At 56.6% G+C, this 21,844-nt stretch carries 14 protein-coding genes; 9 read left to right on the forward strand and 5 right to left on the reverse strand.

What is annotated here, in order from left to right; translation table 11 throughout:
• Window positions 1–5: 5 nt before the first annotated feature.
• The 5 genes from bcsZ (at window position 6) to QMG90_RS00820 (ending at window position 9,673) form a co-directional block, all read left to right on the forward strand.
• On the forward strand, window positions 6–1,109 hold the full coding sequence (gene bcsZ / locus QMG90_RS00800; protein ID WP_283283856.1) for a cellulose synthase complex periplasmic endoglucanase BcsZ: 1,104 nt from the start codon (window positions 6–8) through the stop codon (window positions 1,107–1,109).
• Window positions 1,091–4,396 carry a cellulose synthase complex outer membrane protein BcsC gene (gene bcsC / locus QMG90_RS00805; protein ID WP_283282261.1) on the forward strand — a complete coding sequence of 1,102 codons (3,306 nt, stop codon included), beginning with the start codon at window positions 1,091–1,093 and terminating at the stop codon, window positions 4,394–4,396. The genes bcsZ and bcsC overlap by 19 nt, the downstream gene beginning before the upstream one ends.
• 151 nt (window positions 4,397–4,547) lie before the next feature.
• Entirely contained in the window at window positions 4,548–6,554 is a 2,007-nt protein-coding gene (gene hmsP, locus QMG90_RS00810) for a biofilm formation regulator HmsP (protein ID WP_283282263.1), read from the forward strand.
• 159 nt (window positions 6,555–6,713) lie between these two features.
• Window positions 6,714–8,000 carry a dicarboxylate/amino acid:cation symporter gene (locus QMG90_RS00815; protein ID WP_283282265.1) on the forward strand — a complete coding sequence of 429 codons (1,287 nt, stop codon included), beginning with the start codon at window positions 6,714–6,716 and terminating at the stop codon, window positions 7,998–8,000.
• Window positions 8,001–8,185: 185 nt separating this feature from the next.
• The gene (locus QMG90_RS00820; protein WP_283282267.1) at window positions 8,186–9,673 is read left to right on the forward strand and encodes a M16 family metallopeptidase; all 1,488 of its coding nucleotides are present in this window, start codon (window positions 8,186–8,188) and stop codon (window positions 9,671–9,673) included.
• Between the two features lie 68 nt (window positions 9,674–9,741).
• Here QMG90_RS00820 and kdgK read toward each other — a convergent pair whose 3' ends face one another.
• Window positions 9,742–10,671 (reverse strand): 2-dehydro-3-deoxygluconokinase, encoded by a 930-nt coding sequence (gene kdgK, locus QMG90_RS00825; RefSeq protein ID WP_283282268.1) that lies wholly within the window; start codon window positions 10,669–10,671, stop codon window positions 9,742–9,744.
• A gap of 231 nt (window positions 10,672–10,902) precedes the next feature.
• On the opposite strand from kdgK, the gene pdeH reads away from it, so the two are divergent.
• Both pdeH and QMG90_RS00835 read left to right on the forward strand, forming a co-directional pair.
• Window positions 10,903–11,676, forward strand: coding sequence for a cyclic-guanylate-specific phosphodiesterase (pdeH, locus tag QMG90_RS00830; RefSeq protein ID WP_283282270.1), 774 nt, complete (start codon window positions 10,903–10,905; stop codon window positions 11,674–11,676).
• 67 nt (window positions 11,677–11,743) lie between these two features.
• Complete coding sequence (locus QMG90_RS00835; protein WP_283282272.1) at window positions 11,744–13,786, forward strand: AsmA family protein; 2,043 nt, start codon at window positions 11,744–11,746, stop codon at window positions 13,784–13,786.
• A 76-nt stretch (window positions 13,787–13,862) separates the two neighbouring features.
• On the opposite strand, the gene QMG90_RS00840 is transcribed toward QMG90_RS00835, so the two are convergent.
• From QMG90_RS00840 to QMG90_RS00850, 3 genes are all read right to left on the reverse strand, one after another.
• Window positions 13,863–15,185 (reverse strand): MFS transporter, encoded by a 1,323-nt coding sequence (locus QMG90_RS00840; protein WP_283282274.1) that lies wholly within the window; start codon window positions 15,183–15,185, stop codon window positions 13,863–13,865.
• Window positions 15,186–15,460: 275 nt separating this feature from the next.
• On the reverse strand, window positions 15,461–16,426 hold the full coding sequence (gene yhjD, locus QMG90_RS00845) for an inner membrane protein YhjD (protein ID WP_430381680.1): 966 nt from the start codon (window positions 16,424–16,426) through the stop codon (window positions 15,461–15,463).
• A gap of 123 nt (window positions 16,427–16,549) precedes the next feature.
• Window positions 16,550–17,449, reverse strand: coding sequence for a LysR family transcriptional regulator (locus QMG90_RS00850; RefSeq protein ID WP_283282278.1), 900 nt, complete (start codon window positions 17,447–17,449; stop codon window positions 16,550–16,552).
• Window positions 17,450–17,567: 118 nt separating this feature from the next.
• Between QMG90_RS00850 and QMG90_RS00855 the strand changes: the two genes are divergently transcribed.
• Window positions 17,568–18,326, forward strand: coding sequence for an SDR family NAD(P)-dependent oxidoreductase (locus QMG90_RS00855; RefSeq protein ID WP_283282280.1), 759 nt, complete (start codon window positions 17,568–17,570; stop codon window positions 18,324–18,326).
• Between the two features lie 228 nt (window positions 18,327–18,554).
• On the forward strand, window positions 18,555–20,144 hold the full coding sequence (locus QMG90_RS00860) for an STY4199 family HEPN domain-containing protein (protein WP_283282282.1): 1,590 nt from the start codon (window positions 18,555–18,557) through the stop codon (window positions 20,142–20,144).
• A 34-nt stretch (window positions 20,145–20,178) separates the two neighbouring features.
• Here the strand turns inward: QMG90_RS00860 and QMG90_RS00865 are convergent, their stop codons facing one another.
• Entirely contained in the window at window positions 20,179–21,795 is a 1,617-nt protein-coding gene (locus QMG90_RS00865) for an alpha,alpha-trehalase (protein WP_430381681.1), read from the reverse strand.
• Between the last annotated feature and the right edge of the window lie 49 nt (window positions 21,796–21,844).

Here is a 21,844-nt window from a genome sequence, read left to right on the forward strand (position 1 = left end):
CGATGATGAACGTAGCCCGCTGGATGGCGCTGGTATTGACCCTGCTGGTCACTGTACAGGCGAATGCCGCCTGTCACTGGCCGGCATGGGACCAGTTTAAAAAGGACTATATCAGCGACGACGGGCGGGTCATTGACCCCAGCGACGCGCGCAAAATTACCACCTCAGAAGGGCAAAGCTATGCCATGTTCTTCGCGCTGGTGGCGAATGACCGCAACGCCTTTGCCACGCTATATGGCTGGACAAGAGACAACCTCGCCGGGGGGGATCTGAGCGCCAGCTTACCCGCCTGGCTGTGGGGCAAAAACGAGGATAAGTGGACGGTACTCGACAGCAACTCCGCGTCGGATGCCGATCTGTGGATCGCCTGGTCGCTGATGGAAGCCGGGCGCCTGTGGAAAGAGCCGCGCTACAGTGACGCCGGGAAAGGCCTGTTGTCGCGGATCGCCAAAGATGAAGTGGTGACGGTGCCGGGGCTGGGCTCCATGCTGTTGCCGGGGAAAGTCGGCTTTGACGACGATAAAGGCTGGCGCTTCAACCCCAGCTATTTCCCGCCGCAACTGACCAGCTACTTTGCCCGCCTTGGCGCGCCGTGGAGCACGCTGCGGGAAACCAACCTGCGCCTGCTGCTGGAGACCGCACCGAAAGGCTTTTCGCCGGACTGGGTGCGGTATGAAAAAGGCAAAGGCTGGCAGTTAAAACAGGATAAAACGCTGGTCGGCAGCTATGACGCCATTCGCGTCTATCTGTGGACGGGCATGCTGCACGACAGCGATCCGCAAAAAGCGCGGTTGCTCAAACGCTTTAACCCGATGGCGATGCAAACCACCCGTGAAGGATTACCGCCGGAGAAAGTGGATATCGCGACCGGTAAAGTGACCAACAGCGGCCCGGTCGGGTTCTCCGCCTCGTTGCTGCCCTTCTTACAAAATCGCGATGCCCAGGCCGTTCAGCGCCAGCGCGTCGCGGATAACTTCCCCGGCGCGGACGCCTATTTTAACTATGTGCTAACCCTGTTTGGACAAGGCTGGGATCAACACCGTTTTCGTTTCACCGCCCGCGGTGAATTACTACCTGACTGGGGCCAGGAATGCGCAAGTTCACAGTAAGTCTACTCAGTTTGTCGCTCGGCCTTGCCATGGTGCCGACTGCCTGGGCTGCGAATACCGCCGCCCAGCAGCAGCTCCTGGATCAGGTTCGTGTCGGGGAGGCCAGCAATCGGGAAGATCTGGTCACCCAGTCGCTGTATCGACTGGAACTGATTGACCCCAATAATCCTGACGTCATCGCCGCGCGGTTGCGTTATCTGCTGCGTCAGGGCGATGCGGCAGCCGCGCAGACCCAACTTGACCGGCTGGCGAAACTGGCGCCGGACTCCAGCGCCTACAAAAACTCGCGCAGTGAAATTCAGTTAACGACGCCGGAAGGGCGACAGGCACTGCAACAGGCGCGGCTGTTAACCACCACCGGCCATGTTGAAGAGGGGCTCGCCACCTACGATAAGTTGTTCAATGGCGCGCCGCCTGACGGTGCGATGGCGGTGGAATACTGGACCGCAGTGGCGCGGTTGCCCGCGCGGCATGACGAGGCGGTGAACCAGCTTAAAAACCTCAACAAAACGATGCCGGGTAACGTTCAGCTGCAATCGACGCTGGCAAGAATGCTGTTTGACGATGACAAGCGCGACGAGGCTTTCACCGTCCTCGAGCAGATGGCGAAATCCAACGCCGGACGCAATACGGCGGCGGACATCTGGTACGATCAAATTAAAACCATGCCGACCAACGACGCCAGCATCCAGGCACTGCAGCGTTTCCTGTTATTATTTACAACGGGCGATCTGGCGACGACGGCGAAAGCGCAACTCGACGAACAGAAAAAACAGATGGCTGATCCGGCGTTCCGGGCGAAAGCGGAACAGCTGGCGAGAGAAGAGAATAAACCGCAGAGCTGGGAAATTTACTGGCCGATGATCCGCAAAGCTGATGCGGCGCTGAAAGCCGGTAACCTTGATCTGGCCGAACGCACTTATCAGCAGGCGCAGCGCGTGGACAGCACCGACAGCTATGCCGTGCTGGGTCTTGGTGATGTGGCGATGGCGCGCAAAGACAGCGCCGCCGCAGAGCGTTATTATCGGCAGGCGCTGCGCCTCGATAGCGGCAACAGCAATGCCGTGCGTGGGCTGGCGAACATCTACCGCGAACAGTCGCCGGAAAAAGCCACCGCCTTCATTGAAAGTCTCAGCGCGGCACAGCGCAAAAGCGTGGATGATATCGAACGCAGCCTGACCAATGATCGCCTGTCGCAACAGGCGGAAGCGCTGGAAAACGAAGGCAAATGGGCGCAGGCCGCGGCGTTGCAGCGTCAGCGTTTAGCGCTCGATCCGGGCAGTGTGTGGGTAACCTACCGCCTGTCGCGCGATCTCTACAGCGCCGGGCAACGCAGCGAAGCCGATGCGCTGATGCGCGGTCTGGCGCAGCAAAAACCCAACGATCCCGAACAGATTTACGCCAATGGCCTCTACCTTTCCGGCAACGATCAGGATCAGGCGGCATTAACGCACCTGAACCGGCTGCCGCGTAGCCAGTGGAATGACAATATTCGCGAGCTGGCCGACCGTTTGCAGTTCAACCAGATGCTGGAAAATGCGAACCGTCTGCGCGACGGCGGTCAGGAAGAACAGGCCATTGCGCTACTGAAACAGCAACCACCCTCAACGCGCATCGATTTGATCCTCGCCGACTGGGCGCAACAGCGCGGCGATACGCAAACCGCAGTGGCGCAGTACAACGCGGTACTGGCGAAAGAGCCGGAAAACCAGGATGCGCGTCTCGGGCTGGTGGAGGTGTATCTCGCCGCGGGGGACAAAGCCAGCGCCCGCGAACAACTGGCAAAACTGCCGCCGCTGGAGGCGAATCCTTCGCTCAACATGCAGCGCCGTGTGGCGCTGGCGCAATCGGGGCTGGGCAATACGGCCAGCGCGCAACAAATCTTCAGCCGCATCGTGCCGCAGGCGAAATCGCAGCCGCCATCCATGGACAGCGCGCTGGTGCTGCGTGACGCCGCGCGTGTGGAAGTGGCCGCAGGCAACCCGCAGCAGGGGCTGGAAGATTACAAAGACGCGATGGTGGCGACGGGGATTACGCCAGCGCGTCCGCAGGATAACGACACCTTTACCCGCTTAACGCGTAATGATGAGAAAGACGACTGGCTGAAGCGCGGCCTGCGCAGCGATGCCGCCGATCTCTATCGCCAGCAGGACGTGAACGTCACGCTTGAGCATGATTACTGGGGCTCGAGCGGTACCGGCGGCTATTCTGATCTGAAAGCGCACACCACCATGCTGCAGGCGGATGCGCCGCTGGCGGACGGGCGCATGTTTTTCCGCTCTGATTTTGTGAATATGAATGCCGGGACGTTCTCAACCAGCGGCGGCACCTACACCGACAGCTGGGGTACCTGTTCGTTGGGCGACGATGGCTGTCGCGGCGGCACGAAGCAGTCGGACAGCGGCGCGAGCATCGCCGTCGGCTGGAAAAACGATACCTGGAATATGGATCTCGGCACCACTCCGATCGGCTTTAACGTTGTCGATGTGGTGGGCGGGCTGAGTTACAGCGACGATCTCGGACCAATTGGCTATACGGTCAATCTGCATCGCCGGCCAATTTCCAGTTCGTTGCTGGCCTTCGGCGGGCAAAAAGATAACGACAACAACGGTCATACCGGCACCACCTGGGGTGGTGTTCGCGCCACTGGCGCGGGCGTCAGCATGAGTTATGACAAGGGTGAAGCCAACGGCGTGTGGGCCAGTCTCGGCGCTGACAGCCTGAATGGCAAAAACGTGGAGGACAACTGGCGCGTCCGCTGGATGACCGGTTACTACTACAAAGTCATCAACGAGAATAACCGCCGCGTTACCATCGGTCTGAACAACATGATCTGGCATTATGACAAAGATCTGAGTGGCTACACGCTGGGTCAGGGCGGTTATTACAGTCCGCAATCGTACCTCTCCTTCGCCGTGCCGGTGCTGTGGCGCCAACGTACGGAAAACTGGTCGTGGGAACTGGGCGCCTCCGGCTCATGGTCACACTCGCGCACCAAAACCATGCCGCGCTACCCGCTGAACAATTTGATTCCGTCCCAGTGGCAGGATGAGGCGGCGAGCCAGATCTCCGAAGGCAGTAGTAGCAACGGCTTTGGTTATACCGCCCGGGCGCTGCTGGAGCGCCGTGTGACCTCCAACTGGTTTGTCGGCGCGGCGGTCGATATTCAGCAGGCGAAAGACTATGCGCCGAGCCACTTTTTGATGTATGTGCGCTACTCGGCAGCAGGCTGGCAGGGCGATATGGATCTGCCGCCACAACCGCTGGTGCCGTATGCAGACTGGTAACCCACCGGAATAGTCTCTAAATCTGAGGGATTCTCTGAACGATCGGGTATAATCAGCCGGCGTTCTGGTAACATTTCGTTACCGGGCCGCCGGCTGAGTTCGCTGATGAACGCGGCATGCTGGTTGTTTTTTGTCTCAGTGGAGAGTCCTTTTGCGCGTTAGCCGTTCGTTGACAATTAAACATATGGCAATGGTGTCAGCCGTTGTCATGGTGTTTACGTTCATTTTTTGCTTCATCTTGCTCTTCCACTTTGTGCAACAGAACCGCTATACCACTGCGACGCACCTCGAAAGCGTCGCCCGCTCCGTGCGCGAGCCGCTCTCGGCCGCCATCCTGAAAGCGGATATCCCGGAAGCCGAAGCCATTCTGGCGCGCATCCAGCCCGCGGGGATTGTCAGCCGCGCCGACGTTGTGCTGCCGAACCAGTTTCAGGCGCTGCGCATGAGCTTCATTCCTGAGCGCCCCGTCCCGGTGATGATCACCCGCGTGTTTGAGTTGCCGGTACAAATCTCACTGCCGATTTACTCGCTGGAACGCCCCGCCAACCCGCAGCCGCTGGCTTATCTGGTATTACAGGCGGATTCCTGGCAGATGTACCGCTTTGTGATGAGTGCGCTGGCTACGTTGGTGACTGCTTACTTACTTTTATCGCTGATGCTGAGCGTCGCGATCACCTGGTGTATCAACCGGCTAATTGTGCGCCCGCTACGCAGTATTGCCCGGGACGTGAACGACGTCTCGCCGCAGGAGCGCGTGGGACATCAACTGGCGTTGCCGCGTCTGCATCATGATGATGAAATCGGTATGCTGGTGCGCAGCTATAACCGCAACCAACAACTTCTGCTCCGCCAGCATGAAGAGCTGAACAGCCACGCCACCCGTTTCCCTGTCTCTGATCTGCCCAATAAGGCGTTTTTACTGGCACTGCTGGAGCAGACCGTCGCCCGTGAACAGGCGACCGCGCTGATGGTGGTGGCCTGTGAAACCCTGCAGGATACCGCAGGCGTGCTGAAAGAGGCGCAGCGCGAAATTCTGCTGTTGACGCTGGTGGAAAAACTGCGCTCGGTGATTTCGCCCCGCATGGTGCTGGCCCAGGTCAGCGGCTACGACTTCGCGATTCTGGCACACGGCGTAAAAGAACCATGGCACGCTATTACGCTTGGTCAGCAAGTGCTCACTGTCATTAACGAGCGTCTGCCATTGCAGGGCATTCAGCTTCGCCCGAGCGCCAGTATTGGTATCGCCATGTTCAATGGCCAGTTGACCGCCGAACAGCTCTATCGTCGCGCGGTATCGGCGGCGTTCGCCGCCCGTCGCAAAGGCAAAAACCAGATCGAGTTCTTCGATCCGGCGCAGATGGCAGCGGCGCAGCAACGGCTGAGCGAAGAGAGCGATCTGCTGTCCGCGCTGGAAAACCAGCAGTTCGCCATCTGGTTACAACCACAGGTGGATACCGCGACCGATAACGTCTGCAGCGCGGAAGTGCTGTTGCGACAAAAACAGCCCAACGGCCAGTGGGAGTTACCTGCCGATCTCATTGAGCGCATTGAAGCCTGCGGGCTTATTGTCGCCGTGGGTTATTGGGTGCTGGAGGAATCCTGCCGGTTGCTGGCGGCGTGGCAGCATAAAGGGATTATGATGCCGCTGTCAGTGAATTTATCTGCTTTGCAGTTGCTGCATCAGAATATGGTGCCGGACCTGTTGATGTTGATGAAACGTTACAGAATTGCTACTGGCACTCTGATTCTGGAAGTCACAGAAAGTCATCGTATCGACGATCCCAAAAAGGCGGTCGACATTCTGCGTCCGTTACGCGAAGCCGGCGTTCGCATTGCCCTCGACGATTTCGGCATGGGCTATGCCGGGCTGTTGCAACTCCAGCACATGAAGTCTTTGCCGGTGGATATCCTCAAAATCGACAAAGCGTTTGTCGACCTGCTGCCGGATGATGCCAGCATGGTGTCGGCGATTATTCAGCTGGCGCGAAGCCTCAACCTGGAAATCGTCGCCGAAGGGGTGGAAAACCAGGCGCAGTACGAGTGGCTGAAAGCCGCAGGCGTTGAATCGGTGCAGGGTTACCTTTTCGCCCGCGCGGTGCAACCCGAAATCTTCGAGCAGGACTACCTCTCCGGTTCCAGACCGCATGAAAGCAAATGACTTACGCGCCAGGCTTATGCGGTTCAGCTCAAAAATTTTAACATTCCCGTTGCAGATGACTGGCTAAATATTTCTGTTATGTTTCCCGGGTGTTATTTTAAGAACCGCAGGCAATTTAAAAACCCTACATAGCCTGTGGTTTTATTCTAAGGACACCCTATGAAAGTTTCTTTGTTTAAAAGCCTCTACTTCCAGGTCCTGACAGCCATTGCAATTGGTATCTTGCTTGGTCATTACTACCCTGAGTTGGGCACCCAAATGAAACCGCTTGGCGATGCTTTCGTTAAGCTCATCAAGATGGTTATTGCGCCGGTGATTTTCTGTACCGTTGTAACCGGCATCGCAGGCATGGAAAGTATGAAAGCCGTGGGGCGCACCGGGGCGGTGGCACTGCTTTACTTCGAAGTGGTCAGTACCATTGCGCTGATCATTGGTCTCATCATTGTTAACGTGGTGCAACCCGGCGCCGGAATGAACGTCGACCCGGCGACACTGGATGCCAAAGCCGTGGCAGTCTACGCCGAACAGGCAAAAGATCAGGGTGTCGTTGCCTTCCTGATGGACGTTATCCCGAACAGCGTGATCGGGGCGTTCGCCAGCGGCAACATTCTGCAGGTGCTGCTGTTTGCCGTGATGTTTGGCTTTGCGCTGCACCGTCTGGGCAACAAGGGCCAGCTGATTTTCAACGTCATTGAAAGCTTCTCGCAGGTCATTTTCGGCATCATCAATATGATCATGCGGCTGGCGCCCATCGGTGCGTTCGGGGCCATGGCCTTTACCATCGGTAAATATGGTGTCGGTACGCTGGTGCAACTCGGTCAGTTGATTATCTGCTTCTATATCACCTGTATCGTATTTGTGGTGGTAGTGCTGGGCTCTATTGCGCGTGCTACCGGTTTTAACATCTTCAAGTTCATTCGTTATATCCGCGAAGAACTGCTGATTGTGCTGGGGACGTCGTCGTCTGAATCGGCGCTGCCGCGGATGCTCGACAAGATGGAGAAACTGGGTTGCCGTAAGTCGGTGGTGGGTCTGGTTATCCCGACGGGCTATTCGTTTAACCTCGACGGCACCTCGATATACCTGACGATGGCGGCGGTGTTTATCGCCCAGGCGACGAACAGCGAGATGGATATTTTCCATCAGATCACGTTGCTGGTGGTTCTGCTGCTCTCCTCGAAAGGGGCTGCAGGCGTGACCGGCAGCGGCTTTATCGTCCTGGCGGCGACCATCTCTGCGGTTGGCCATCTGCCGGTAGCCGGTCTGGCGCTGATCCTCGGCATCGACCGCTTCATGTCTGAAGCGCGTGCGCTGACCAACCTGGTGGGCAACGGCGTGGCGACGGTTGTGGTCGCTAAATGGGTGAAAGAACTCGATCAGAAAAAACTGTCCGACACGCTCAATAACCGTGTTGCAGACAACAAAACGCAAGAAATATCTTCATAATCCCGCCACTTAAGCCCGTAGTCCTTGATGGACTGCGGGCTCCTGCGCATAATTGATGAATTATTTACGTTCGCGTGTGACGATCCCTCGTTTTCGCGGTCTAACCGACGTATTTCACTCTATTTTTAGGCTGCCCACGCAGAACGGGCGGCCTTTGTAACCAGGATTGTTCATCAGGGGTTCACATGCAGGGCACTAAAATTCGACTCTTCGCTGGTGGTTTACTGATGATGGCGGCGGCCGGTTATGTGCAGGCAGAAGCACTCCAGCCGGATCCCGCCTGGCAGCAGGGAACGTTAGCAAATGGATTTCAGTGGCAGGTGCTTGCCACCCCGCAGCGCCCGAGCGACCGCATCGAAGTTCGTCTGTCGGTCAATATCGGTTCGCTGTCTGAAAGCACGCAACAGAGCGGCTACAGCCATTTTCTCCCGCGTCTGGCGTTAACCCAGAGCGGCAGTTTGGAAACCATGCAGGCGCGCTCGCTCTGGCAGCAGGGCATTGATCCCGTTCGCCCGATGCCGCCCGCGATTGTCTCTTACGATTACACCCTCTTTAATCTCAGCCTGCCCAATAACCGCAACGATCTGTTGAAAGAGTCGTTGACCTGGCTTGCGGACGCCAGCGGCAAGCTGACTATCACGCCGGAATCGGTCAACAAAGCGCTCGCGACGGAAGACATGGTGGCGACATGGCCGCAAAACCCGAAAGAGGGCTGGTGGCGCTATCGTCTCAAAGGTTCAACCATGCTCGGTCACGATCCTTCCGAGCCGATGAAGCAGCCGGTTGATGTCGAACAACTGAAAGCGTTCTACCAGAAATGGTATACGCCGGATGCGATGACCCTGATTGTGGTCGGCAACGTTGACAGCCGTGCCGTGGCGGAGCAAATCAACAAGACGTTCGGCGAGCTGAAAGGGAAACGGGAAACCCCGGCCGCGGTGCCGACGCTCTCCCCGCTGCGTGCAGAGCCGGTGAGCATCATGACCGAGGCGCAACATCAGGATCGCCTGTCGATTATGTGGGATGCGCCCTGGCAGCCGATTCGTGAATCAGCGGCACTACTGCGCTACTGGCGCGCCGACCTCGCGCGTGAAGCGCTGTTCTGGCACGTTCAGCAGAACCTGAGCAAAAGCAACGCCAAAGACATCGGTCTGGGCTTTGACTGCCGTGTGCTGTACCAGCGCGCGCAGTGTGCGGTGAATGTTGAATCGCCAAACGAGAAGCTCAACGCCAATCTCACCACCATCGCCCGTGAGTTAGCGAACATCCGTGAAAACGGCCTGACGGAAGAAGAATTCAACGCCCTGGTGGCGCAGAAGAAACTGGAGCTGCAAAAGCTGTTCGCCACCTACGCGCGAACAGATACGGGCGTGCTGACCGGCCAACGCATGCGCTCGCTGCAAAACCAGGTGGTGGATATCGCACCGGAGCAGTATCAGAAACTGCGTCAGGACTTCCTGAATTCGCTGACGCTGGAGATGCTGAATCAGGATCTCCGTCAGCAACTGTCGCAAGAAATGGCGCTGGTGCTGCTGCAACCGCAGGGTGAGCCGGAGTACAGCATGAAGGAGTTGCAGGCGACCTGGGATCAGTTCATGACCCCGACAACGCCAGCGGCGCCAGTCGCGAGCGATGATGCCCGCGACGTCTCGGATATCCCGCCGGGTCAGTAAAATCAGTAAGAAAAAGAAAGCCCGGCAGGCGTCATGCTTACCGGGCTTATTTTTTGGCTCTGACTGAATTACGCCGGCATCGCGTCGCGCGGAATAATCGCCCCGCGATACTGAATCACCGTGCTGGCCGTCAGGTGCCCGCGTTTTGCGGCGGCGGCGGGGTTGCCACCGGTCAGGCGTACCGCCAGATAGCCTGCGCTGAACGAATCCCCCGCCGCGGTGGTATCCACCACTTTCTCTTTCGGCAGTTTCACCGCAGGGACGTCAATCAGCACTTCACCCACCACGGACACCAGACATGACTCTGCGCCACGCTTGATCACCACTTCACTCACGCCCGCGGCGTGCGTCCGCGCAATGACTTCGTCCGCCGGTTTCGCGCCCCACAAGGCGTCTTCGTCATCCAGCGTCAGAAAGGCGATGTCGGTACATTCGAGCATCTGCTGATAAACCTGCTGCGTCTCTTCACGGCTTGCCCACAGGCGCGGGCGGTAGTTGTTATCAAAAATTACTTTACCGCCGTTAGCGCGGCATTCGCGCAGCAGCGAGAGCAGTTTTTCACGGCTTGTCGGGCTCAGGATCGCCAGGCTGATGCCGCTCAAATAGAGATAATCATAGGTCGCCAGCGTTTCACAAATAGCGGCGGCCTGTTCGCTCTCCAGCCAGAATTTGGCGGCGGCTTCATTGCGCCAGTAGTAGAACGTCCGTTCGCCGGTGTCGTCCGTTTCGATGTAATAGAGCCCCGGCAGGCGGTTATCCATTCGCTGGATAAGGCCAGTGCCGACGTTTTCACCCTGCCACGCGTCCAGCATCTGCTGGCTGAAGCTGTCAGTACCGAGGGCGGTGACGTAATCAACGGTCAGCGCGGCGGCATTCACCTGACGTGCAATGTACACGGACGTATTGAGCGTATCGCCGCCAAAACCGCGGCTGACGTCTGCACCTTTTTCAGACAGCTCAATCATGCATTCGCCGATCACGGCAATTTTTTTAGACATAATCATGAACCTGGATCCGGGAAATTAGCGCTAGTGTGCGCTGTGGCATTTTTGTGGTCAACCATATTAAAACAACGTTCCATTATTTTTTTGAGCTGGCGCGTATTCCTGTCTGATTCTTGCTAGCAGAAAAAGAAAATGGCCGCCATTGAACATAAAGTTCTCATTTTCGCCGCCGATAATCCTGAAGCAACATGAGACCATTTCTCCTTTTTCGACAGGACAGCTGAGATGAAGTCAAAGCAGGTTATCCAGCAGATAAGCATTCCGGATGTGGGCCTGAAAAGCCTGCAGGAGCGCCGCTATTGGCTAGGATGTGAACGTGCTTATACTTATCAGCCGATCTATAAAACCGATGGTCGCCTGATGGCGGTCGAATTGCTGACGGTTGTCACGCATCCTTCACACCCCGGCCAGCGCATCGCCCCGGACCGCTATTTCGCCGAAGTGGCTGTAAAACAGCGCAGCGATGTGGTGAAAGAACAACTGACGCTACTGGCAGAAAAAAAAGCGTTCTTCGAGAAAAACCAGATCCTGGCGTCGGTGAACGTCGATGGCCCGACGCTGCTAATGTTGCGCAAAGATCCTGAACTGGCGACGCTTATCGAATCGCTGCCGTGGGTCCGCTTTGAGCTGGTGGAGCACATCCGCTTGCCGCAGGATTACACTTTCGCTTCCCTGTGTGAACTCGGCCCGTTGTGGCTGGACGATTTTGGTACCGGCATGGCGAACTTTTCCGCACTGAGCGAAGTGCACTACGACTACATCAAAGTCGCCCGCGAGCTGTTCATTATGCTGCGCAAAACCCAGGAAGGGCGCAACCTTTTCACCCAGCTGTTGCAACTGATGAACCGCTATTGTCAGGGGGTGATTGTCGAGGGCGTCGAAACGCTGGAAGAGTGGCGCGACGTGCAGCAATCCCCGGCTTATGCGGCGCAAGGTTATTTCCTTTCCCGCCCGGTTCCCTTTTCTACGCTTGAGAACGTTCTGCTCATATTAGCCTGATTTGCCGCAGGTTCTGCTCACCTCAACTATATTCAAAAAGGTGAGGCAAGACAGGAGTGGACCCGGCATGACAAAAACGCGAAAAGCCATTGCCCTGATTTCAGGCACGATTTTGCTGATCATCGTCGTATTGTTCATCATTATCGCGACCTTTGACTGGAACCGGCTGAAGCCAACCATTAATCAAAAAGTCTCTACTGAGTTAAACCGTCCGTTCGCCATTCGCGGCGATCTGGGTGTGGTCTGGGAGCGTCAGCCGGGGGAAACCGGGTGGCGAAGCTGGATCCCGTGGCCGCATGTGCATGCGGACGATGTGCTGCTCGGTAACCCACCTGATATCCCGGAAATCACCATGGTGCACCTGCCGCGCGTGGAAGCGACACTCGCGCCGCTGGCGTTATTGACCAAAACGGTTTACCTGCCGTGGATCAAGCTCGTTCAGCCCGATGCGCGGCTGATTCGGCTGTCGGAAAAGAACAACAACTGGACTTTCCATCTGGCGGGAGATGACAACAATGATCCGAACGCGCAGCCGTCCGGCTGGTCTTTCCGGCTCGATAACATCCTGTTCGATCGCGGACGCATCAAAATCGACGACAGCGTGACGCGCGCCGATGTGGAGATCCTGGTCGATCCGCTGGGCAAGCCGCTGCCGTTCAGTGAAGTGACGGGCAATAAAGCGCAGGGTGACAACGCGAAAGCGAGCGATTACGTCTTTGGCCTGAAAGCGCAGGGGCGCTACAACGGCCAGCCGCTGACCGGCACGGGCAAAATCGGCGGCATGCTGGCGTTACGCAGCGAAAGCACGCCGTTCCCGGTGCAGGCTGATTTCCGTTCCGGCAATACGCGGGTGGCCTTTACCGGCACAGTCAATGATCCCATGAAGATGGGCGGCGTCGATTTACAACTGAAGTTCTCCGGCGATTCTCTCGGCGAACTGTATGACCTGACCGGCGTCCTGCTCCCGGACACACCGCCGTTTTCCACCGACGGCCACCTGGTGGCAAAAATCAACAGCGAGAAGGGTTCCGTTTTTGACTACCGTGACTTCAATGGCCGCATCGGCGACAGCGATATTCATGGTTCGCTGACCTACACCACCGGCAAACCGCGGCCGAAACTGGAGGGTGATCTCGAATCGCGCCAGTTGCGTCTCGCCGACTTAGGCCCGCTGGTCGGCGTCGATTCCGGCAAAGGCACCAAATCCTCAGAAGTGAAGAAAGATCCGCAGCCTGCCGGGAAAGTGCTGCCGTACGACCGCTTTGAAACCGACAAGTGGGACGTAATGGACGCTGACGTGCGTTTCAAAGGGCATCGCATCGAACATGGCAGCACGTTGCCGATAAGCGATCTCTCGACGCACATCATTCTCAGCAACGCCGATCTGCGCCTTAGTCCGCTGAAGTTTGGTCTCGCGGGCGGCACGATTGCGTCCCACATCCGTCTCGAAGGCGATAAAAAGCCGATGCAGGGACGGGCGGAGATCCAGGCGCGACGGCTGAAGCTGAAAGAATTGATGCCGAACGTCGAACTGATGCAGAAAACGCTGGGTGAAATGAATGGTGATGCGGATCTGCGCGGCACCGGGAATTCGGTGGCGGCGCTGCTCGGCAGCAGTAACGGCAACCTGAAGCTGCTGATGAACGACGGGCTGGTGAGCCGTAATCTGATGGAAATCCTCGGGTTGAACGTCGGCAACTATATCGTCGGGCAAATCTTTGGTGATGACGAAGTGCGGGTGAATTGCGCAGCGGCGAATCTCGACATCGCCAACGGTGTTGCGCGACCGCAGATATTCGCTTTCGACACCGAAAACGCGCTGATTAACGTCACCGGTACCGCCAGCTTTGCTTCGGAACAGCTGGATTTGACGATTGATCCGGAAAGTAAGGGGGTGCGCATTATTACGCTGCGTTCACCGCTGTATGTGCGCGGAACGTTCAAAAATCCGGATGCGGGGGTGAAAGTCGGGCCGCTGATTGCCCGTGGCGCGGTTGCGGCGGCGCTGGCGACACTGGTTACTCCGGCTGCCGCGCTGCTGGCGCTGATTTCGCCGTCAGAAGGCGATGCCAATCAGTGCCGGGTAATTTTGTCGCAAATGAAGAAATGATTCGATCGCAACGCCGGATGGCGCTGGCGCTTATCCGGCCTACGGTTCGGGCAGTTTTGCAGGCCGGATAAGGTGTTTACAGCGACTGGTGCTTCGTTTCGTGAGTTAGCAGCAGCGCAATCAGCGTCAGCGCCGCCATGGTCGCCAGATAAACGCCAACGTAAAACAGCCCGTAAGTGCCCTGCAACCACGCGGCGATATACGGTGCGACAGACGCACCAAGAATCGACGCCACGTTATAAGAGAACGACGCGCCGGTGTAACGCACTTCGGTCGGGAACAGCTCCGGCAGCAGTGCGCCCATCGGGCCAAAGGTCAGCCCCATCAGGCTCAGCCCCAACAGCAGGAAAGCGAAAATCAGCGCCGGGTTGCCGGAGCCGAGCAGCGGCTGGAACAGGAACAACGCAAAGACGATAATCAGCGACGTAATGATGATCATGCTGACGCGGCGGCCAAAACGGTCGGCCAGCAGGCCCGCGACCGGCACCATCACGCCAAAACCAATCACTGCCATCATCAGCATCCACAGCACTTCATTGCGCGGCAGCCCCAGACCGTGCGGTACGGCGGCGGTGCTGTAGGTCATTGAATAGACGGTCATGATATAGAACAGCGTATAAGTCGCCAGCATGATGAAGGTGCCGAGAATGGTCACCCGCAGATGTTTACTGAGCAGCGTACCCAACGGGACTTTCACCTGTTTTTTGGCGGCGGCGACTTTGGCGAACACTGGCGTTTCGTGCAGGGAGACGCGAACGTAAAGGCCGATAATTACCAGCACGGCGGAGAAGATAAACGGCACGCGCCAGCCCCAGCTCATGAACTGTTCATCGGACAGCAGCCACGAGAGCAGCAGGAACGTGCCATTGGCAAAGAAGAAGCCAATCGGCGCGCCGAGTTGCGGGAACGAGCCGTACAGTGCGCGCTTGCGCGGTGGCGCGTTCTCCGTCGCCAGAAGCGCTGCACCGCCCCACTCACCGCCAAGGCCGAGACCCTGACCAAAACGCGCCAGCGCCAGCAACAACGGCGCCAGCAGGCCAATGGTTTCATAGCCGGGCAGCAGACCGATCACCACGGTCGAAATTCCCATGGTCAGCAGCGATGCCACCAGCGTCACCTTGCGGCCGACACGGTCACCGAAGTGACCAAACAGCGCGGAGCCAATCGGACGCGCGACAAACGCGATAGCGAAGGTCGCCAGCGACTGTAGCGTAGCGGCGGCGGGATCACCCTGCGGGAAGAAGATATGCGGGAAAACAATCACTGCCGCCGTGGCGTAAATATAGAAGTCGAAGAACTCAATGGCGGTACCAATGAGCGATGCCACGACGACTTTGTTGCGTGAGTTGACGGGGGCGATGGTTTGTTCGTTGTCGAGTGTTGTGGCGGTTGCTTGCATATAATATTTTCTTATTTTTTGGCGAACGAACGACCATATTACGCACAGCAAAAGTGACATTTCAATCTGCTATGGGGTGCCAGATGGTTCATAAAACAGCCAAAAAGCGGATAATTTTCATGCCTGCAATTTCACGTCTATGAAATGCTTCACACAAATACAAACTTAGTGAATAAAACCAGAAATTGGTTAAATAAAAGTTAACGTCTGGATTTAAATGCTGAAATGGTGTGCAGGGCCGAAGTTTTACGTTTCGCTTCAGCCCTGAGCGCGGGTTAACGGTGCGTTTTACCTGGCATGCGCGGATCGTCTTTATACTCGGCGGTGGCAATCCAGGCGGCGCAGAACAGCGTCAGGCGGGCGAAGAAATAGAAGAATGCCATCAGCCCGAGTACCGAGCCAAACGCCGCGCCGGACGGGGATTTCACCAGCGACGGCAGCGTCCAGGTCATGATGATTTTAATCACCTCAAAGCCGATAGCTGCAATCAACGTACCGCGAATCAGCGCTTTTCGGCGCGGGCGATGGCGTGGAAGGCGCCAGAAAATCCAGAAAAACAGCAGATAGTTGGCGAAAATCGAAATCACCAGACCAACCAGCCGCCAGGCCGGTTTCAGCCATTCAATGCTGTCGAGATAGAGCGCGGAAATAATCATTTGCTGCGCGGAACCCGACACCGAGGTGATCGACAGCGTGACGATCAGCGCCACCAGCAGGCCAATCAGCGACACGAAATCACGGAAGTATTTGACCCAGATTTTCTCCTGGTCCTGCGGCGTGCGTTCCCAGACGTCGCGCGACTGTGCGCGAATGGCTTCTCGCAGGTTGCCCATCCAGTTGATGCCGGAATAGAGCGCAATCAGCAGACCGACGATCCCGACAGTAGTGCGCTGCTGAACGGCGGTATTGATTGTGCTTTTCAGCGTGGCGGCAAGTGTTGGGTCGCTGACGTTTTGCAGGATTTTGTCGAAGATATCCTGCAGCAGCGTCGGGTGCGAAGCGAGAATAAACCCCCCGGCGGCGAACGAGACCATCAGAATGGGGATCATCGACAAAAAAGAGAAGTAGGTTATAGCGGCGCCGAACTGGTTTCCCATGCGATCATTAAAGCGCTCGGCGGCACGCAGCAGATGGGCAATCACCGGCTGGCGCTGAATAACGGCAGCCGTCCCGGTGGCTTTTTTCAACGCCTTGTTGGCGGTATTGATTACCCCGGAGGCGGGTTTATCTTGTGGGTCCATTTTCCTGACGGGATCATATTCCAGATCCTGAATGGGGCGCTTATCGTCGTTTTCCGGCGTCATCAGGTTGTTATTCCTTTCTTTGTTGCTCAAATAAAAAAGTATAGCGCGTACCGCTCAATGTTAATCGACATAGGCTTTCATCACATCCGTCAGCCATTCCATAAACAGATGCACGCGGCGGGAAAGGTTGCGGCGATGGGGGTAAATCAGTGATACCGGCATTGGCTCCGCGCGGTACTGCGGCAGGATTTCCACCAGCTTACCGCTACGCAGCGCTTCACGAACGCCGACGCGCGGCACCTGAATAATCCCCAGCCCCGCCAGACACGCGGCGTGGTAAGTTTCGGTGCTGTTGACGGTCAGAACGCCGCCGGTTTTAATCCATCGCGTGGCGTTATCGAGCATCACCTCGAACCCCGGCGGACGTACGCCGAGATTCACCGCATAGTGAACCAGCGCGTGACCAGCCAGATCTTCAAGGGTTTCCGGGTAACCAAAACGCGACAGATATTGCGGGCTGGCGCAGTTAATAATCGAAAGTTTCCCTAACGGACGCGCGATTAATCCGGAATCTTTCAGCGTCCCCACGCGCACGACGCAGTCGAATCCTTCCCGAATAACATCCACCAGTCGATCGCTGCTGCTGAGTTCCAGTTCAATGCCGGGGTATTGCTGCAGAAAGGTGGGCAGACGGGGGATCACCAGATTACGCGCCACGCCAACGGGCATATCGACCCGCAGCTTGCCGCTGATACTGGTGGGATCGTGCTGGAACATGCCGTCCAGCTCATCCAGGTTGCTAAGCACGTCTTTGGCCCGCTCGTAATAGACCATGCCATCCTGCGTCAGCTGTACGCGGCGTGTGGTGCGATGGAGCAGCCGGGTACCGAGCTGGTTTTCCAGCGCCTGAATCTGGCGCGATACGCTACCTTTAGGAAGACCGAGGGTATCGGCGGCGCGAGAAAAACTTTCCAGTTCCGCGACACGGATAAACAACTGCATTGCGTGAATTTTATCCATACCTTAAACCGATTGTTGATGTATATGAAACAGTAAAGCGTAATTTACTATATTTATTGTTTTTGGCGCACCTAATAAGCTCTTTTCTCAGGTTTATCACAGCGGAGATGAGGTTCTTATGACACAACGTATTGCTTTAGTCACAGGTGGCAGCCGCGGCCTGGGGAAAAACGCGGTGCTGAAGCTGGCAGCGAAAGGGATCCACATTATTTTCACTTACAATAGCAATGTTCAGGCGGCACAAGAGGTTGTGCAGGAAATTGAACAAAGTGGAGTGAAAGCGGTGGCATTGCAGCTCAACGTCGGCGAAACGACACGCTTCCCGACATTTGTCCAGGATGTGCAGCAGCACCTTAAGCAAATCTGGAATCGCGACTCCTTTGATTATTTAGTCAACAACGCCGGGATCGGCCTGAACACGCCGTTTGCCGAGACCAGTGAAGAACAGTTTGATGAGTTGATGAACATTCATTTCAAAGGGCCTTTCTTCCTGACGCAGCGCCTGCTGCCGTTGCTGAAAAATGGCGGACGTATTCTTAATGTTTCCACCGGGCTGGCGCGCTTTACACTGCCGGGATACGGGGCGTACGCGTCAATGAAAGGGGCGATGGAAGTGCTGACGCGCTATCTGGCGAAAGAACTGGCCGTGCGCGGAATTGCTGTTAACGCCATCGCGCCGGGGGCTATCGCAACGGATTTTAGTGGTGGTCGCGTGCGCGACAACGAGCAAATGAATCAGTTTGTGGCATCGCAGACTGCGCTGGGTCGCGTCGGTCTGCCGGATGACATCGGTAATGCGATTGCAGCGCTGCTCAGCGATGAACTGGGCTGGATGACGGCGCAGCGCGTTGAAGTTTCAGGTGGTATGTTTTTATAAGCAACATCCCCGGTTTTCATCCGAAAACCGGGCTTTTTCTCTCCCTTCCTCAAACGCAAAACTGAAAGAAAGTGGTCGCGAAAAGTGCTGCTTTCGCTCCTGGTTAATATGGCGATCACGGTTGCTGAATATAATCTGGTATATCTTGGAAATGCCTAAAATAAAAAAGAAAACTTTAAGTTAAATCAGGCAGATTCCTCACTTAATCGTGCGTTAAGGAAGAGAGAGATGCAAACAGCTTCGAATCAGATGTTTGAACAATTTGAACACAGTCTGTCGATGATTCGTCATGCATCCGTAGACGTGCTTCAGTTGTTAAAAATTTATGTGGCAGAAGGAAAAGATCCGCGCTGGTTTCTGGAACAACTGGAACAGGCGCGTCTGAATCTGGGGGGATGGACGAACGTCGCGAAGCGGTTACATCTGAATGACGCCGAAATGAGCGAATTCACTCTCCAGCTTCGCCATCTTCAACAGGCGGTACCCCAATACGAGCGTGGGCAAAACGTGCATGAAAATCAGCGGATTGCGGCGCTACGTTTTCTCAGTACCCTGGAAGCGGTAAAGGCGAAACAACCGCGGCTGCGCTATGACACCAAAGTGGGCGAGGCGGGCGATGATCTGCAAATTCAGGCGCAGCGGCAATTACGGGCGCTGGAGCTGACCATTAAGGCACTGGTGTCACAGGCGTGGCCCGATACGTTGCAACTCACCAACCACCTGAAGCTTCAGTTTGGCGCCGATAACGTGCGTCGCTGGCTGACCCTGGGCAACTCCGGCGATATCCTCAGCGGGATGATGTTCAGCGAACTGGCGCTGCTGCTGGTGGATAAAAAAGAGTTTGCGCGACACTACTCAACGATTTTCCATACCGCCACCTCGTTGACCTATCTGGTCGATCCGCGCATTACGCTGCAGGCGTTTCTCGAACATTGCCGACAGCTTCGCAACGCGGTCATCAGTGGGCGGCCTCTCTCTTCTGCCGAACTGGCGCTGCTCGACAGCTACAGTCAGCAGATTGCCGGGCCCGTTCAGCGCGCGTTTGAGCAGAAGAAAACGGGCGTTAACCCATCCACTTACATGATAGTGGATGACGCCGCGTTAAAAGCGTTCTGGGAGCAGGCCATCGAGCGGGATAAAGAAGCCGGTGGCGATACAACGTCCGTGAGCGACAACATTGAAGGCCAGGGCAGGCATGCGAAACGCACCCCGGAAGAGCGTGAACAGCTGATTTCCGGCGTGCTGTGGGGCGCGGTCGGGGTGATGATACTGGCGATCCTCGGCGGCGCGATCTGGATTTTTAGTTCTGAAGTGGCGCAGCGACCGATTCCCCGCGTTCCCACTGCTGAGGCGCTGGAGTCCACGGAACTGGAAGTGCCGTCGCCGCGCGAAAGGCTCTCCAGCCTGGGGGTCACCTGGGATGCGTTCAGCCTGCATTCGGCTATTGATCGCAACGACGTGAAGGTGGCGCAACTTTTCCTGCAAGGGGGAATGAACTGGGAGCTCTCCTGGACCGAGCAGGCGATGGCCATCAAGAATGACGAGGTGCTGGAGCTGTTGCTACGCTACCGGATGCAGATGGACGAGCCAAAACCCTGCCGCCGCTTTATCAACAATATCAGCCATTCAATGGCTAACGGCCAGAAGCTGACGATGATGCGCAAAAGCTATCTGCAAACCTTCTGCTCACGTCCGCCGGTGATAGCGCGCCAGCACCATGAGCTGGAGCTGGCGGAGCAGCGCATGCTGTCACAGCCGAATGAGCTGAACCAAAAATGGCTGGATATTCAGCAGGCCATTTACGATCAAATTCGCTAGCGAATTCCGGCGGCAGCCTCTCCGCCGGAGTGCCTTAAATCGGCTCGCCATACAGGCCAATCAGACGACGAACGACACCGTTCGTCCAGCCGAAACCATCCTGTAACGGATACTCACCACCGCCCCCTTCGCGCGGCGTGCCGGTCGCGATATGGTACTTCTCGATAAGCTTGTGGTGCGTTTTATAAAACGTGTTGACTGTTTGCAACCAGCTCTGGGCTATCTCATCGCCAAGCGAGTCCTGGCCGTACATTTTGAAGCCCTGCACCGCCATCCATTGCAGCGGTGCCCAGCCGTTGGGAGCGTCCCACTGCTCGCCGCTTTCGTATTCCGTCGCCATGATACCGCCGGGTGTCAGCAGGCGCGCACGGATCGCATCGCCCAACCGGTCAGCCTGCTCGTGGGTCGCCAGGCCAACGTAGAGCGTCACAATGCTGGCGGCGGAAAACAGCGCCAGCTGCTCGCGTCGCCAGTCATAATCACGAAAACAACCACTCTCATCATCCCACAGATAGCGGGTCACGGCGTCGCGGCGCTGGGTCGCTTTCTGACGAAACAGCGCTTCGGTTTCCGGATCCCCCTTTAAACCAGAAATATTGGCAATTGTATTTTCCAGTTTGAACAGAAAAGCGTTTAAATCGATCGGCACGAACTGGGTCGTGCGAATACTCGCCAGCCGGGTGGTGTCCCGCAGCCAGCGCGAGGAGTAGTCCCAGCCGGATGCCGCCCCGGCGCGCAAATCCCGATAGACTTCGTTCGGCGGACGGCCAGAATGTCTGGCGGTTTCGACGTCCTCAAGCCAGGATTCATCACGTGGCGTGTCGCGATCGTCCCAGTAGCGGTTAAGCAGCGAGCCATCCGGCATGCGCACCACATGGCGATAGGCCTGATTGGGCAGCAGCGACTCGGCGCCGTCCATCCAGAACTGATACTCCAGTTTCAGATGGTCGAGGTAACGACGTGCGCCACGCACACCATCTTCTTCGAACAATTCCACCATCAGAGCAAATACCGGCGGCTGCGAACGGCTGAGGTAGTAAGTGCGGTTGCCGTTAGGAATATGGCCGTAACGCTCAATCATCCAGGCAAAATTATCCGCCATACATTTCAGCAGATCTTCACGACCGCTCTCCGCCAGCCCCAACATGGAGAAATAGGAGTCCCAGTAGTAGGTTTCGCCAAAACGCCCGCCGGGAACAATATACGATTGTGGCAGCGCCAGCAGCGATGACCAGGGGATATGGTCCTGCGGCTCGCGGGTCAGCACCGGCCACAGGCTGTCGATGTGCTCTTTCAGCGAGTTCTCGGGATTGGAAACGTATTCGTTATCATGGGTTTCCGGTAACCAGAAATGGTTCTCAATGAACTGACGCAAATCGAAATTCGGATGGCGTCTGACTTTCCGGTAACGGATCAGAATATCCAGCGGATCCATTTTCGGCGCGCAGTCGGGAAAAGTTTTGCTGTCGGCAAACAGCCGCGATGACTGCACGCGTTCAAACAGTTCAAGGTAACGATCGGCAGGGGTTAACGCATCGGAGGCGGGAAGCCCCTCGATCATCTCCGGCTCGGGTTCTGCTTCGATCATTTCATCCAGTTTTAACTCGCAAGGATCGATTTCGTAGCAGACTTCGGCCTCCACTGGCGGCATTTCTGGCTCATCGTTGCGTAGATTCTGGTTGAACATAACGATTCAGACC

Origin of the sequence: Trabulsiella odontotermitis (assembly GCF_030053895.1) — a bacterium.
Taxonomy (GTDB): Bacteria; Pseudomonadota; Gammaproteobacteria; order Enterobacterales; family Enterobacteriaceae; genus Trabulsiella; species Trabulsiella odontotermitis_C.